Genomic DNA, 16,227 nt, shown 5'->3' on the forward strand with positions numbered 1-16,227 from the left:
GGCTGGCCTCGTGGTGCTGGGGTGGTCGTCTACGCGGGCGCGGTCTCCGCGCGCATGCTGGTGGACAAGGTCGGCTTAGCCGGGCACCTTTCGACAGCGCTGGTCCGACGGAACTTCGTCCCGGTCCACGACCGCGGGAAGGTCATCGTGGTTTTCGGGACGGTGCCTTCGATGGAGGTGAGACGATCGACGATGGCAACGTCCTGCGCCAACAGGACGGGGTGCTGCTGCCGGTAGCATCGGCGCCGACGGCGCGTCGGCGCCTGCATGCGGTCAGGGGTGGCCAGCTGGAAGATCGTCGCCTCCGAGCATCAACCTCAATGAGGTTTCGCCGGCAGACCGACTCATCTCCGCAGGGCTGCTGCTCTCCATGACGTTGTTGTTCACACTCTCGTCCGGATCGACGCATGGCACATTTTTGCAGACGACCCGAGCCGTGGCGGATCCACCTCGGCCAGACCGTTGGCGACCGACGGCACACAAGCACCCAGACTGGGAGTCGGGGCAAACGAAGCAGCGAGTTACCAGCTTCGCCATCGCCGCCCGCACAGCGCTGAACCCGGCCCGGGCTGCTTGGAAACGGCCACTGGACGGCGCCGCGGGCCATCGGCGCACGAAGTGCAAACACACTATCGGCAACGCTTGAAAGTGAGGCCGTTCCGACGCTCGAAAACGGGCTCTTCCGGGACTATCCGATTATCGGTGTAAGTGGCATTTTCGTTACTGGTGGGTGCTGGCCGCGGGCATGCGGTCAGCGAAGGTGACGGCGAACGCGTTCAACGCTGGCTTCCAGCGCATCCCCCAGCGGGTCTGGCCGGTGCCCTTGGGGTCCAACGATCTCACGGTCAGGTAGAGCGTCTTCAACGCGGCCTGCTCGTTCGGGAAGTGACCGCGGGCCCTCACCGCCCTGCGGAACCTGGCATTGAGACTCTCGATCGCGTTCGTGGAACAGAGGACTTTGCGGATCTCGACGTCGTAGTCCAGGAACGGGATGAACTCGGTCCAGGCGTTGCGCCAGAGCCTGATCATCGCGGGGTAGGCCTTGCCCCACTTCTCGGCGAACTGTTCGAACGCCCGCTCCGCATCGGCCGGGGTGGATGCTTCGTAAACGGGCCTGAGGTTGGCGGCGATCTCGGGCCAGTGCCGCTTCGAGGCATAGCTGAAGCTGTTGCGCAGCAGGTGGATGATGCAGGTCTGGACCTTCGCGGCGGGGAACACGGACCCGATGCTGTCGGGCAGGCCCTTCAACCCGTCGCAGACCATGAAGAACACGTCCTTGACGCCTCGGTTCTTCAACTCGGTCAGGCAGGCAAACCAGAACTTCGCCGACTCCCCATCGCCCTGCCCGGGCCAGATCCCCAGAATGTCCTTGTGCCCGTCGAGGTCGACACCGATCGCGGCGTAGTAGGGCTGGTTACGGACCTGCCCATCCCTGACCTTGACCACGATCGCGTCGATGAAGACCGCCGCGTAGATCGGCTCCAACGGGCGGGCCATCCACGTGTTCATCTCGTCGACGACGCGGTCGGTGATCCGGCTGATCGTGTCCTTCGACACCGAGGTCCCGTAGACCTCCGCGAAGTGGGCAGCGATCTCCCCAGTCGTCAGGCCCTTCGCGAACAGCGACAGCACCATGGCGTCCATGTCCGACAACCGGCGTTGGCGCTTGGTGACCAACTGTGGCTCGAACGTGCCATTGCGATCCCGCGGCACCCGGATGTTGACGGCACCGACGTTGTCGGTGATCACCGTCTTCGAGCGGGTGCCGTTGCGGGAGTTGCCCGACCCGCGACCGACGGGATCATGCTTGTCATAGCCCAGGTGCTCGTTGAGTTCTTCGTCGAGGGCTGCTTCGACGATCTGCGCCGTGAGGGTCTTGAGGAGGCCGTCGGGGCCGGTCAGGGCGATACCGGCGTCCTTGGCCTGGCGCACCATCTGCGCGACGGCTTCACGCTGAGCCTTGTCCAGCTCGGCCGGCTCATCCTGCGGTGGTGGTGGGTTTGGGGTCACAGTCTCCAGTCTGGCCGACTCCACGGCCTCCGCACTGCTGCTGGTGGTGGTTGTCTCGGTCATCATGACTCCTCCTGCCCTTGCGGGCGATGGAGCCACTTACACCGTTTCTCGGATACTCCCGCTCTTCCTACCTGAGCGTGGGTTGAGCAGGGCGGCGCGCTGATCGGGGCTGGTGGTTGGTAGGGGTCGAGGTCCACCTGTCCCAGGCGGGCACTCACCTACGGCGTGTCCGAAGCGACCGTGTCCAGTTGAGGCTCAGTCGACGACGTCGGGAAGTGCGGCCCTGGGAAGTCATCCACCCGCACGACGTGGTCGAGGATGTCCGGGACGGCGCCCGGGATGGTTGCCTCTACAACCGCAGCGTCTGCCTTGCGACGCTTGGCCCGCCAAGCGTCGTATTCAAAGTCGTCGAGCCGCTGAGACACCGACTTCCCCCTACGAGGGGCTGAGGGGACATGCGCCGATCCCGTGTTGTACGGAGAGACCTCGATGACCTCCCCGTACGCCTCGACCAGCGACCGAGTGTCGACCGTGAGCACCACCTGGGGTGTAGTTCGGTACATCCGCCCTCGCAGCAAGCGCCCGAGTCGCTCTGCGGTCGCCCAAAAGAAGACTCGACTATCGAGCAGGTGCAGGAACTCCTCGCGGGTGGTGCCTTCCTCCAGAACGTCATCGAGGAACTTCAACGGCTTCTGGTCGCGGATGACAACGACGTGACCGTCCGCCCCCTCCGTGGTCAGGACTTGCGAGCGGAGGCGTCGCTCTCCTGGCCCGGAGCCCGAACCGCCGACAGCGTCCACCAGCAGGTCCTTCGCTGGTAGAAGCCCGCGAGACTGGATCGATGCCCACGCCCGGGCATCCGCCGTGTGAAACACCTGTGGGTGGTAGGCGATCAGTTCATCGGCTTTCATAGGCAGGATCGTAGGCGTCAGGTGGCAGCACCGCCTGTGCGATGGCAGACCTGGCGCGTGCTGCCAGGACAGTCCAGCATCGACTCCCCAGAGGTGGACCCCGTCCTCTCGTTGGAACGCAGGCGGTCGACACCAGCCCCGACAACGGCGAAGCTCCCGGCCGGATCGCCTCAGGCCGGGAGTTTCGGGAAACCGAAACGGGTAGTTCAGGGAACTACCCCACGGTTGGTAGTTCCCGAAACCCGTTGACCTGCAGAGACACGTACGCGAGTCAGGGGCCAGGCACAGCAGGGTGCACCCAGCAGGCACACACCCAGCGCCATCGGGAGTGGGTGCCGACGAGCGTCATGGGCTTCCACCGTTGCCTATCGTCGGCCCGCTGCCTTCTTGGCTGCACGACGAGGGGCCCCCGCTCCAAGGACCTTTCTCGCCATAGATTCCCAGGCTGGCTGATCGACGCCGCTGCTGTCGTCGCTCCACATCAAGACACCACGATCACCCGGGGCCTCGGGATCGTCGTACGGCCGGTATCCCTGCGCTATGTACCAGACCTTCTTGGCTTCCCAGTCGGCCGCGTACTTGGGGTTGCTCATCATGCCCAGGTGCTCCCAGATCACCTCATCCCCTGAGGGAGTCTCAATCATGAAGTCGGGATACTTCGTCACCCCGTCGATCGACAGCGGGCGCTCATAGGACCATCGGTCAGGTGCCAGACTTTGCAGGATCGAAGCGACGATCACCTCGTTCTTGCTGCGTACGAGCACCCCTCCGGGAGCCACGTGGATGAGGTTCGCGTCGAACTTCCGCATCGCGTCACCGACCGTAAGTTCCCGGGGTGCGGGCTTGCGGAACAGATCAGTCATGCGGCGAGCCGTTTCGGACAGCGCCGGCGAGGCGAGCTCAAACAGCTGATCGACGGTGCCTTCGTGGAGGATGACCACCTTGCGTGTTTGACGCGTCAGTGCGGTGTAGAGGAGCTCCCGGCTCACTACGACTCCCGCGGGCAGGACCAGGAAGGTGACTCCAAACTCTGAGCCTTGGGACTTGTGGACTGTCACGGCCCAAGCCAGTTCCAGCGGCGGGTCATCGGACGTGGATGGCCGGTAGCCGTAAGTAGCGCCCACTTGGGATGAGAACTCGACGTTGGCAAAGTTTGGCGATTTGCTTGCACGTCCGACAACGACACCGATCTCGCCGTTCGCCACGTAGTTCATTCCAGCGCCGTCGGGGTACGCCTTGGCACGGCTGTCGTTGCGCGTCTGCATGACCTTGTCGCCCATCACGATGCGCTCTGGACCGATCGGCTTCGGCGGACGATAGTTCCAGCGGTTTTCAGCCCACTGAAGATCACTGGACCGGTACCGCTGCTTGATCATCCGGTTCAGCTCGACGGTCCCGAAAACCCTCGACCTGGTCGGCGAAAGGACCTGCCAGTCTTCGCAGCGGTCGCCAGCGCCGCCGTCTCCGGTGCTCCAGTTGACCCACTTTCCATCATCGGAAAGGTGAGCTCCGTAGGTCAGCTTGAAGGCTGGCTCCAGGTCGGCCGCATCCTCGAGTCCCAGTTCCGCCTCGATCGCCTGGATGAGCGTCGGCACGACACCCTCGTCCATCCACGTCCGATAGGCGAGGGTTTCCGACGGGGTTCCGAGTCGGAGCTTCTGCCAGATCTCGTCGGCGGCACTGGGGAGGTCCTCGCCGCCGAACCATCGCGCGAGCGCAAGGTCATCTCGCTCCCCCTCCTCGCCCTTCTGACGCCGGAACACCGTCAGCTCCACATACCCGGCGGCAACGCGCGCTGCGCCGGTGAACGCATCGGGTTTCAGCCATTCGACGAGGTCGACGAACGGCCGACCGGGGCCGATTGGCGGCAGTTGCCGATGGTCGCCGACCAGAATCAAGCGCTTCACACCTTCGAGTCCGCTGAGTGTCGCCGCGAGCATCTCCTCGGTCAGCATCGAGGCTTCGTCGATGACGACGAGTCCAACCTTGGAGCGCTTGGCGCGGTCGACCCTTTGATAGCGGCCAGTGTCGGGATCGTAGCCGCCCTTCTTCACCAAGAAGCTTGCGAGGGTCTGTGCCTCGAAGTTGACCTTCGATTGCAGTTGCACACGGGCCTTTCCGGTGGGCGCGAGCAGCAGCACTCCGTCCTGCTGGATGTCCGGCCGGGCCACAAGGGTCTGCAGCAGGGTTGTCTTACCCGTTCCGGCCGGCCCCACGAGGACAGACAGCCGCGAGGCAAACAATTCGCCGAGGCCGGCCGCCTTCTCGGTGCGCGCTAGTTCTTCTTCTGCGTCGCTGGGGTCCGCGGGCCCGAACGCAGCCTCGATGGCGGCACGGGGATCGAATGGAACGTTGAATCTGCGGGCATTGCGCCGCTCGTTCATGTGATCGGTGATATCGAGCCCGACCTCCCGCAGATGCGCGAGTTTGTACGCGGGCTCGCCACCGGCCAGCTCCGCGGCCGTGAGCGGTGTCCATCGCCCGTAGTCGTCCAGGTCATTTGCGTTCAACCGGTACGTGTTGAGCAGTGGTCGCGATATCGGGCACGGGCGGGTTGCGGTGATGCTCGACGCAGCGCTGAGGACATCGCTCTCGCCGGCGACGGTGTCGCCATCCTCCGCCATGCGCTCCAGAGCGTCGACCATGAAGGCTTCAAGCCGACGTGGGTCTCCCGGATCACTGAGCGCGCTGATTGGTTCGATCAGGTTCACCCACTGAACATGTGCGGCCGGGAAGCATGCCTGGTCAACGGTGGAGAGAGGAATCGGGTGGCGAGACCTGTAGGAGCAGGTGGCCGCGTAATACGGGTTGTCGACGAGTTCAGGCGGTGTCACCTCCCATGTCGTCCGACCACTCATCAGGGCAGTCACCTGCTCACGCTGGACATCCATCGCGGAGAGGACCTTGAGGGCGTGCTGCTCGTCCGCTCCGAGCCCCCTCCATGTGTGGCCGATGGACGGCGGCAGCGCGTGTACTAGCTCGTCGGCGAGGGGACTCTTCGGATCAAGCGCACATTCAACGACGTCCCAGGGCGCGCCCTGCCAGTCGGGCTCTGTGATGAACCGGCGCACCACGGCATGCGCGGACTCCACTCCGAGGTACCCGAGAACCGCACTGAGCCCGGGTGCCGGGCCACGCAACTGCCAGAGGCGCTCGATCTGATCGTCCCCCCAGTCTGTGGCCGACTTGGCGACCTCGACTCCGAGTAGTCGCAGCCCATCGGCTGCTGAACGGAGTGAGCTGAGGGCAGCGATCGCCGTGTCGTCGGAAACATGCTCCGTCACGTACGAGAACTCAACGTCCGCACCCTCGGGCGCCCAGGCAAGCGCACCTGTCAGGTCGGCGCCAGCTTCAAGCAGCGGAACAAGCTCCTGGTAGGGCAGCAGGATCCCTTGCTTCTGGTCCGGCCGCAGCGAGTGCCCCACGACGGTCTCCCACATGGACGAGTCGAACGGCTGGCCGCCCGACTGATTCCACATGGGTGGCGGAACCACAGCCGTTACGGCCGCGGCCCCAACCAGCAATCGCCGGGTCGATTCCTCTTGGAAGGGCGAGTGCTTGAGGTAAACCAGCACCAGGCTCTGCTCGGGAATGACATCAACAAAGAAGCGGTCCATCACCGCGCGTTGGTTGCGGCCGTCCATCAGCCAGCCCGGCTTGAACCCCAGCACTCTGTGGGCGTCGTCCTCACGCTCCGGCCTGTAATCGTCGACTTCGAGCCACAACTCCTGATCAACCGTCTCCCGACTCAGCCAGCGGAAGGGCACGGCTTCGAAGGCGTACGCGGGTACAGACACCGTCGTGGGACTAAGGTGCCCTTTCAACGCCTTGTTGAAGCGGTATGGGTGCTCCTTGACCAAGGCATAACCGTGCGGCGACATGAAGGCCCCACGTTCGGACAGGCATGGCAGCCGACCTAGATCGTTGAGCTCCGTGAACGATCGGCCGGCCACCTCGGCCTCCCATGCGTCGTCGCGCTTGTCGCCGATGTTCTTGAGTAGCAGGCATGAACTGTTGTCGAGCGGGCTCCCGCAGACCTTGTCGTTCCAGGGTTGGTCTCGCCATGGAACTCGCATGGAGATGTGCTGCACGACTGCCATGTGTCTATCCCGTCACTAGGTCCATCAGTTCGGAGTAGTTGGTCACCACGTCGTACTTGACGTCGCTCTTGCCTAGCGAGCTAAAGAACTTTCGGGCGCACTCGATCTTGGCGTTCTCGACCCCCTTGAGCTGCAGGGTCGACATCGAGCCCTTGGTCTCGGCGACGAAGTAGACGTGCTTGATCTTGGTGGTGTCGTCGCGGAAGGCAATGACCCAGTCGGGGTTGTAGTCGCCGACGGGAGTGGGGATGGAGAACCCGCGCGGTAGCTTCGAGTAGACGACGACCTCGTCGCTGACGTCGAGCTTCTCCACGAACTTCCGTTCCACCTTGGAGTCGGTCACGACATACTCGTAGACGCTCTTCTTCAGCTTCTCGCCAGCCTTCGACAGGTCCTGAGCGGTCTGGTTCTCGGTGAAGATCGAGGAGTCGTAGCGGTTGTCGAGTGGGTCGTATGTCAAGTGCTCGACGATGACTGTCGCCTTCTGTTCGTTGATGAGGCGGGCAGCCTCCGTGATGAACTGCTCGGGGTTCTGCTTGAACTTGGCGAACGTGCCCGGATTGATGCCGGTGAGGATCGCCGCACACGTCCGGCGCGTGAGTTGCGTCTTCTCCGCGATCTCGCCGAGCAGGTCGTACTTGACCGTCGAGCCTGCCGAGACGGCCGAGTGCTCGACCTTCGTTTCTGACACCTTGAAGCCGGTGCCGGCTTCGAGCTGTTGCACCTCCAGTCCGACGACCTGCTTGCCGGCTTCAACGAGGTACTGCATGACGGTCACGTTGAGCGACTTGTCGAGGGTGCGGATGCAGTTCTTGATCAGCTCTTCGGAGTCGAACTCGACCTGGTAGACGGCCTTGTGGTTGATGCGGCTCCAGAGCTCCTGGAACTCCCGCTTCTTGAAGTTCGCCTCGTTGAACGGGATCTTCTTCGGCTTGCGGCCATCGGTTGGCTTGGGCAGGTCGAGGTACAACGCATCGACCAACGGCCACACGAAGTCGATCACCGGTTTGAGCATCTCGGCTGTCGGGGCGGCGAGAGTCCCGTCTGCGCGGCCGTCCTTGTACGCCTGGGTCACCAGGCCGTCGTCGTCGATGTAGTCGTGACGGATCAGGTGGTTGTAAAGGGCCTGAGCGATCGACTTTTCCAGGACGCTCGTCGTGCCGTCCGCGAGCTTGATCTGCTTGCCGGTGAAATAGTCGACGCTGGCCTTGCGTGGACGGGCCGACAGGGACTCGATGATCTCCTTCTGCAGGGCTGTGACGAAGTCGGTGTACGACTCGTCGGTGACGACGGTCAGTTCGTTGATGTCATGGACCGTGACCGGGTTGTCCATTCGCTCCCCGTGCTGGTCGACCGACAGGCGCAGGCCGCGGCCGATCTCCTGCCGCCGGGTGGTGGTGTTGTCGCTCTTCTTGAGCATGCCCATCACGAACACGTTCGGGTTGTCCCACCCCTCACGCAGCGCCGAGTGCGACCAGATGAATCGCACGGGCTCCTCGAACGACAGCAGCCGCTCCTTGTCCTTCAGGATCAGGTCGTACGCGTCGACGTCATCCGACTGCCCCGCGAAGTCACCGCGCGCAGCGATCTTGCCGTCGACGGATCGGCCGGTCCTCTTGTCGATCGAGAAGTATCCCTCGTGCGTCGAGCGCACAGGAATGGCTTCGACATGCTTGCGATAGCGCTCGGCCGCGTCGTCGAGGTCCAACTGGCCGAGGAAGTCGGCGAGCACTGCCTCGTACTCCTCCTCAAATACGCGGGCGTACTCGCCGAGAGTGTCTTCGCGGTCGTAGTCGCGGTAATTGGCGACTTCGTCGATGAAGAAGAGCGACAGTGCCTTGATGCCCTGCGCGAACAGCTGGCGCTCCTTGTCGAGGTGGGCGCGGATGACCTCGCGGATCTGGATTCGGCGCTTCTGGTCCTCGGCAACGTCCTGGGTCACCTCGCCGGCGCCAATCATGTCGCCGTTGCTCAGCTCGACGATGTCGCGGTTCGCGTCGACATCGCGGATGAAGAGGCCCTTGTATGCCTCGATGCCGCCGGAGATGTCGTGCAGGTTCATCCCCTGGCTCAGCCGCTTCACCTGCCGCTTGATGCCCTGAGCGGTTTGCACCTCAAGTTCGACGCGTGCCTTCGGGAAGTCCGCACCCTTGCCTATCTCCAGTCCGTCGACATACAGGTACGCCGAGCTCCCGGCCAAGTGCTTCACGGTGATGCCGCGCACGGCGATCTTCTTGACGAGCTTCTGGTTGTAGGCATCGATCGCGTCGAGACGGTGCACCTTGGTGCGCTCGATCTTGTGGGTGGCCGAGTAGCGCAGCGCGAACAACGCGTTGAACCCCCCAAGGGCCTCCAGCGACTTGGACGGCTTCTTCGCGTCACCTTCGATCTTCTGCGGCTCGTCGATGATGAGGATCGGCCGGTTCGCGGCGATGACGTCGATGGGCTTCCGCGACTGGAAGTCGTCCAGAACCTGGCCGATGCGGCGGGCGTCCTTGCCGGTGGCGTTGAAGGCCTGAATGTTGATGATCATCACCTGCACGCCGGCGTCGGACGAGAAGCGCTCCACTTCGTGCAGACGCGATGAGTTGTAGATGAACGTCCGCGGCTTCGTGCCGTACAACTGCTGGAAGTGCTCCGCGGTAACGTCGAAGGACTTCTTCACGCCCTCGCGGATCGCGATGGACGGCACGACCACGATGTACTTCGACCAACCGTACCGCTTGTGCAGCTCCATGATCGTCTTGATGTAGACGTAGGTCTTCCCTGTGCCGGTCTCCATCTCGATGTCGAGGTTGATCGGCGCCGCCGATTTCTTGACGGGATCCTTGAGGTCCTTCACGGGCTTCAGTCCCCGCGTCCGCTGAACCGCGTGCACGTTCGTCAGGAGTTGCGCCGGCGTCAGCGCGATCTCGGCGTTGCGGAGACCAGCGTCATCCAACAACGTCGGAGCGGCGTTCTTGCCCGGGTCGATGCGGTACTTCACACCGTCCGCATAGGGCTGACCAGAGAAGGCCTCGACCACCGCATCGACCGCGTCGGTCTGATACGGCTGGACCTTGAACTGAAGCTTCATGGGTCAGATCGCCCTAACCTCGGTCTCGGGCGACTCCTCGCGGAAGATCTGCTCGGCATTGATTCGAGCGGCGTCGCTCGCGAAGCCCGCGTCGAGGAACACGGCGCGCAGTGGCTGTCGGCTCGCGATCTCCTTCACGACCGCTTCCGTGACCTCGCCAGAGAAGCACGCAACGAGCGAGCCGTCCGCAACCGAGAGTATTCGGCGGTCTGCAACCTCCTCGACCGCGAGTGGCTCTGCGAGATCCAATCCCCAGTCGAGCATCACCTGGAACAGCAAGTCTTCGTCGGTGCCGTCGGGCTTCACGCTGGCGACTGCGTCAGGGAGCGCGAGCTGCTCGAGATCATCAGCGGTCACTAGCGTATCGGCCATGTTGGTCGTGGCAACCTGCAGCGAACGGAAGCCAACGTCGAGCTCAGCGCTTAGCAGTCCGGCCGACTGTCGTGCTTGTACTCCGGCCCTCCGAAGCCGCTCTCGGGCCATGCTGGCAATGGTGTCGTATTGCGGATGATCAACTGGCTCGTCTAGCTGGATGAGGATGTAGCGGCGATGTCCGCCGTCTGTCGAGTTGAGATCCATGACGGCGTGAGCAGTCGAACCAGAACCCGCGAAGAAGTCGAGAATGATAGCGTCCTTCGCTGCCTCGGTGACCAGACGGATCCAACGCGCCAGGACGCGCCGGTCCTTCGGGCTTTCGAAGACGATCTCGCCCATGAGGTTGCGCATATCCGTGCTCGCGGCCTTGCGGTCCTGCTCGAAAACCGAGATCGCGACCTGCTCGCTGGTCTCGTCGAGAAACGAGATCCCGCGAGGAATCGCGGTCTCATATTGGCCGAACCAGATTTGGCCAGCCGTGATCCGGCGATCCATCTCGTCCTCTTGAAATCGCCAGCCGGTCTTCGGAAGCGTTACGGGTTTGCGCGTGACCGGATGGAGAACCTCGTACGTGGGCCCCCCTCGGCCGGGCCAGGTGATGTTGCCGTAGGTGTTCATCGGCCGCCCAGTTGCGGGCTGAAGCTGGTCATACCGCGCCACTGAGTCCGTGATTTCTCCCGCAGCCTTCATGCTCTTGAGCCAAGCCTTCCAGCGGGCGGACGCATCGTCGTCGCTCTGTCGGGTCGACCAAATCGACGCGGCCTTCGCCATCGCCGTTTCCAGGCCAACCTTCGGTTCTCGCCACCGCACACCGAGTTCACTCAGGCGCGTTTCGTTCTTCGCATAGATCAGCATGTAATCCGCCCCGTTGGAGACGTAGCGGGAGTCGTTCTTCCGACCGCCCTGCCAGACGACATCGGAGATGAAGTTCTCGGCGCCGAAGACCTGATCGAGTAGCCGGCGGATGTTGGCATGCTCATCGTCGCCGATCGCGACGATGATCACGCCGTCGTCGGTCAGTAGACCTCGCGCCAACTTGAGACGCGGGTACATCATGCTCAGCCAGTCGGAGTGGAAGCGGCCGTTCGCCTCGGTGTTGGCAACGAGACGGGCGCCGGTCTCCGAGTGCTGCCCTGAGCGGGTGAGATAGTCGGCAGCCGATTCGGCGAAGTCGTCTTCATAGACGAAGTCGTTACCCGTGTTGTAGGGCGGGTCGATGTAGATCAGCTTGACCTTGCCAAGGTAGGACTCCTGGAGCAGCTTGAGCGCGTCGAGGTTGTCGCCCTCGATGAAGAGGTTCTTGGTCGTGTCGAAGTCGACTGACTCCTCACGGACGGGTCGCAGCGTTTTGGCGATGGGTGCGTTCGCCGCGAAGGCTGCAGCGCGCTTCCCGGGCCAGTCAAGCTGATAGCGCTCTTGAGGGCCCTCGACGACGTGGTCGGACAACTCCTGGCGGAGGAGGTCGAAGTCCACGGCGCGCACCGGGTTCCCGTCGGCGTCTACCGACTCGGTGATCACAGTGGGGAACAGATCTGCAAGCTTCTCGACATTGGCTGCCGTCAGGTCGGGTGAGGTCATGCGCAACTTTTCCACTAGGAGTTCCTCAGCTCTTCGTCGTGGGTCGAGGCGTGTGCCGGGTTCGTCAGGTCAGCGAGGCTGGCCTGCTGTGTCTTGAGAGCCTGGCGCAACAGCACCTTGCGATTGAGTTGCGGCTCTGCCTTGAGCTTTCGGGTCAACGCGGAGATGTCGCGCTCGAGGCGCGACATCTCCGCAAGCCGAGCAGCTATGTCGGACACCTGCTCATCGGGACGTATCGCGTTGGGCAGCAGCGGGTCGAGCAGCGCGGCATACAGATTGGGGAGTGTGATGCTGGGAGGCAACGGTTGTCGACGGTCGCCTTGGCCCCACTCGGTGGAGTAGTACCGCCCACCGGGGACCCCCGCTTTGAGGGTCGCGGTCATGCGGGTCCCTTGAGTGGATACGACCTCGAAGATGACGGGCTGCTTGATGGCCTTGTCGATCGTCGTCAACACCGAGTTGTCAACGTCCGCCCCCTTGGCCTTGACGACGAACACCTGAATCTCCGGGACTTCTTCGCTCGGCGGCAGGTTGATAGTCGACTCCGCCAGCTTGTAGGCCCATGTGATGCCGTCGACCTCGGCGACGAACCGCGCACGAACGGCCGGAGTCACCACTACTCGTTCGTAGAACTTAGTCTTGGGGATGGACTTTCCGAACCTTGCAGCTTCAGGCCAGCGATAAAGGACGTCCGTCATGCCATGCCCCCCGCAGGGTCAACGACGGCGATGAAGGCCGTTAGTTCGAAGTCCTCGAGACCCGCGATCGACTGGGTCAGTGCCGTGGTGGGTCCATCGGTGAAGAGGCTGTCGACGTCCTGCTCGTCCGTGACGTCGATCATGGTGCGGATGGCGGTGGTGAGGAGGGCGGAGTATTTCCCCATCTTTGCGCCGTCCTTGGTGTCCGCGTTGAAGGTGCGCGCGACGTCGCTGACCGGCTCGTCGTAAGGGCGGCACCCGGCACGCAGCAGGTCGAGGAGTTGCTTGGCTTCCGTATGGTCAGCAACGAGATTGCCGGCGTCGTCGAGGTAGATGAGGTAGTGCGGGTGGAGCCGGTTGCCCCGGTTGATGTGCTCATCGGCGTTGACGTTCCGGAGGGCAAAGATGACGCCAGGAACGAGGCCCTTGGCCCGGTCGGCTGGGACGACTGCGTGGAGTCCCTTGGGCGATGCGGCGATGCCGTCGTTCACCTTCATGTAGCCGAGGAGGTCCATGCGGAAGTCGTTGAGGCCGAGGTCGGTGATGGAGACGCCAGTCCGCACGTCTTCCAGTTCGATGACCTCGTCCTGGAGCTTGCGGAGCTGCTCCTTGCGGAAGGCGGCCTCGCTTCCTTCGAGGGTGAGCACGTTGTCGTCGGCTGTGCCGGCAAGGTCGGCGATGACCATGCGGTTCTCGACGCGTTCCTTGAGGTTGATGTATTCGTCCAGGCTGATGTCGGGCCAAAAGTTGACCATCTGGATCTGTGCGTTGGTTGACCCGATGCGATCGATGCGCCCGAAGCGCTGGATGATGCGGACCGGGTTCCAGTGGATGTCGTAGTTGACGAGGAAGTCGCCGTCCTGGAGGTTCTGGCCCTCGCTGATGACGTCCGTGCCGATGAGGATGTCCAGCTCGGCGGTCTCCTTGGGCATGGTCAGATGTCGCTGCTTGGACTTCGGTGAGAACAGCGTCAGCACCTGTTGGAAGTCGTAGCCGGTTCCGAGCGTCGTCTTGGATGCATGGCTGCCGCCGGTGACAATCGCGCTGGCCAACCCTTTTCGCTCGAAGTCTGGGGCGAGCTCGCGGTAGAGGTAGTTGGCGGTGTCTGCGAACGCAGAGAAGATCAGAGACTTCTTATTGCCGGGGTTGATCGGCTGGGCCACCTTGGCGAGTACCAGGCGCTTCAGTTCCTGGAGCTTCTGGTCGTGCTCGGGGGTGATCTTGCGCATTTCGTCGAGCAGCTCGCGGAGCGTCTCGCGGTCGTGCCAGAGGTCGCGCTGCCAGGACTCGATGTCGACGTCCGCCAGGTCGACCTTGATCTTCGCACCGAAGGAGAGTGCCTCGACGTTGGCGTCTTCCGCGTCGTCGACGTCGAAGTCCATGTCAGTCAGGTAGACGTCGATCTCGGACAGGGCGCCGGAATGCATCTCGAGCCGCGTCAGCGTGTGGTTGACGGCCCCTTCGATCTTGTCGAGCGTGATCCGGAAGGCCTCGACTGAGCTCTCCAGTCGCTTGAGCAGGTTGACCGTCATCAGCTTCTTCAGGCCCTGCTCGCGTCCGAACTGGCCGAGGTTGTCCCGCGCGGTGCCGCCCTTGACGTTGTAGAGGTCTTCGTACTTCTCCCGGCGGCTCGGAAAGACGTAGGCCAGTGGCGTGTACACAGCAAGGGTGAGCACTTGGAGTTGCGCGAAAATCTCGTTAAAGCTCGGCACGCTCGGCAAGTCCGACAACGGCATACGCACCGACAGCGGGGCAAGCCGCTCGGGAAAGGCGCCGATCTCCGAAGTGTCGTAGAAGGCCTGGATGTGCTTGCGGGAGCGGGCGATAGTGACCGAGTCGAGCAGCTCGAAGAAGTCGAAGTCGAGCATCTTCAGGATGCGGTCGGTGGTGCGTTCCTCTGGGTCGAGCTTAGACCACTCGTTGAAGACCTTCTGCGCATCACGGAAGACCTGTTCGACAGTGCTCGAGATGTTTAGGTGCTGCGCAAGGTTCTCGGACTCGCCCTCGTAGGCGAGTTGCAGCTGGTTCTTCAGGTCGTTGAAGCGGTTGTTGACCGGTGTGGCCGAGAGCATCAGAACCTTGGTCTTGACCCCTTCCTTGATGACCTGGCGCATGAGTCGCTGGTAGCGCGACTCCTTCTCCTCGGCGTAGTCGGCGTTGCGGAAGTTGTGGGACTCGTCGATGACGACGAGGTCGTAGTTGCCCCAGTTGATGCGGTCGAGGCGAAGGCCCATTGACTCTCCTCGCGTGCGTGAGAGGTCGGTGTGGGCGAGGACGTCGTAGTTGAACCGGTCACTGGCGAAGATGTTCGTGGTCAGGTTGGCGTTGTAGTTCGTCCAGTTCTCCGCCAGCTTCTTCGGCGTGAGGACCAAGACCGCCTTGTTGCGCAGCTCGTAGTACTTGATCACGGCCAGTGCCGTAAAGGTCTTTCCGAGGCCGACGCTGTCGGCGAGGATGCAGCCGCTGTATGTCTCCAGCTTGTTGATGATGCCGACGGCGGCGTCGCGCTGGAAGTTGTACAGGCTCTGCCAGACCTTGGTCTCCTGGTAGCCCGTCCGGTCGTTGGGCAGCACGTCCTCGCTGATGTCCTCGAGGAACTCGCTGAACAGGTTATAGAGGATCAGGAAGTAGATGCGGGCCGGAGAGTTCTCCGCGTAGATGCTGGCGATGTGGTCGTGAACTGCCTGGGTCACGTCCTGGACCTGCGCAGAGTTATCCCATATCTGGTCGAACAGTACGAGGAACTGCGATGCCATGGGTGCGTCGATCTTCTGCACCACGTTGGAGACGGCATTCCCCGGCTCGTGGCCAAGGTCGGCCGTCGTGAAACCCTGCAGCGGAATGTACGCGGCGCGGTCGTCGACGACGGCGAACTGCTGCATCGGATTGCCGGTCGCATTGGATCGGAAGGTGACCTTGTCACGGATCCACGCAGCGCACTCCCTAGCGATGGCGCGCTGAGTGAGCTTGTTGCGGAGCCGGATCTCGAACTCCGAGCCGTACAGGCTCGACTCGGCGCGAGCACCAGCGGCAATGAAGAACTGTCGACGTTCCTTGCGGAGCCTATCCGTTGACTGCCCGTTGACGAAAGAGGGAGCCGTGAAGAGAAACTCTAATTCGTCTACCTGCTCCAACTCCCTGCGCAGGGCCTCGAAGGCGAAGATCGAGAAGGTGGACGCTGCGATGCGAACCTTGACGCCTGGGCTCAGCTCGTCCCTGATGTCGTCTCCGAGAGTGTCATTGACGTTGTCGATGATCTTCACGAGGCGCTGTCCCGCGTCGGCTTCGCCTCGTGCCCCCGCGGCAGGCGGCCAGAGAGGACGAACGCATCCTCTTCGGCGGTCAGCTGCGGGTGGGACATCAAAGGCTCCTGGCTCCTGGTTGCGGCCGAGCCTAACCCGGTAGTCCACAGCTGGCCTGTTAAGAGCGAAGCTCTGGGGTTGTGTCGCGCAGTCCGGGTCAGGTGGACAATCTGC

Annotated in this window: 7 protein-coding genes; all 7 read right to left on the minus strand. The window is 62.9% G+C overall.

What is annotated here, in order from left to right; genetic code table 11:
- Positions 1–720: 720 nt before the first annotated feature.
- A complete protein-coding gene (locus tag MM440_RS06180; protein ID WP_277626176.1) occupies positions 721–2,076 on the minus strand; it encodes an IS256 family transposase in 1,356 nt (451 codons plus the stop codon).
- Positions 2,077–2,231: 155 nt separating this feature from the next.
- Positions 2,232–2,924 (minus strand): DUF7002 family protein, encoded by a 693-nt coding sequence (locus MM440_RS06185; RefSeq protein WP_241443460.1) that lies wholly within the window; start codon positions 2,922–2,924, stop codon positions 2,232–2,234.
- Positions 2,925–3,289: 365 nt separating this feature from the next.
- On the minus strand, positions 3,290–7,024 hold the full coding sequence (locus tag MM440_RS06190; protein WP_241443461.1) for an ATP-dependent DNA helicase: 3,735 nt from the start codon (positions 7,022–7,024) through the stop codon (positions 3,290–3,292).
- Positions 7,025–7,028: 4 nt separating this feature from the next.
- Positions 7,029–10,100, minus strand: a complete 3,072-nt coding sequence (locus MM440_RS06195; RefSeq protein WP_241443462.1) for a type III restriction-modification system endonuclease — start codon at positions 10,098–10,100, stop codon at positions 7,029–7,031.
- Positions 10,101–10,103: 3 nt separating this feature from the next.
- Positions 10,104–12,068 carry a site-specific DNA-methyltransferase gene (locus tag MM440_RS06200; RefSeq protein ID WP_241443463.1) on the minus strand — a complete coding sequence of 655 codons (1,965 nt, stop codon included), beginning with the start codon at positions 12,066–12,068 and terminating at the stop codon, positions 10,104–10,106.
- Positions 12,068–12,751 (minus strand): DUF4391 domain-containing protein, encoded by a 684-nt coding sequence (locus MM440_RS06205; protein ID WP_241443464.1) that lies wholly within the window; start codon positions 12,749–12,751, stop codon positions 12,068–12,070. Before MM440_RS06205 ends, MM440_RS06200 begins: the two co-directional genes overlap by 1 nt.
- Positions 12,748–16,014, minus strand: a complete 3,267-nt coding sequence (locus tag MM440_RS06210; RefSeq protein ID WP_241443465.1) for a helicase-related protein — start codon at positions 16,012–16,014, stop codon at positions 12,748–12,750. The genes MM440_RS06205 and MM440_RS06210 overlap by 4 nt, the downstream gene beginning before the upstream one ends.
- Between the last annotated feature and the right edge of the window lie 213 nt (positions 16,015–16,227).

Origin of the sequence: Arsenicicoccus piscis, assembly GCF_022568835.1 — a bacterium.
In the GTDB taxonomy this organism is placed as follows: Bacteria; Actinomycetota; Actinomycetes; order Actinomycetales; family Dermatophilaceae; genus Arsenicicoccus; species Arsenicicoccus piscis.

Bases quoted from the DNA above. Each gene is read 5' to 3' on its own strand.
- MM440_RS06180 (WP_277626176.1), bottom strand. From the start codon at position 2,076: ATGATGACCGAGACAACCACCACCAGCAGCAGTGCGGAGGCCGTGGAG.
- MM440_RS06185 (WP_241443460.1), bottom strand. From the start codon at position 2,924: ATGAAAGCCGATGAACTGATCGCCTACCACCCACAGGTGTTTCACACG.
- MM440_RS06190 (WP_241443461.1), bottom strand. From the start codon at position 7,024: ATGGCAGTCGTGCAGCACATCTCCATGCGAGTTCCATGGCGAGACCAA.
- MM440_RS06195 (WP_241443462.1), bottom strand. From the start codon at position 10,100: ATGAAGCTTCAGTTCAAGGTCCAGCCGTATCAGACCGACGCGGTCGAT.
- MM440_RS06205 (WP_241443464.1), bottom strand. From the start codon at position 12,751: ATGACGGACGTCCTTTATCGCTGGCCTGAAGCTGCAAGGTTCGGAAAG.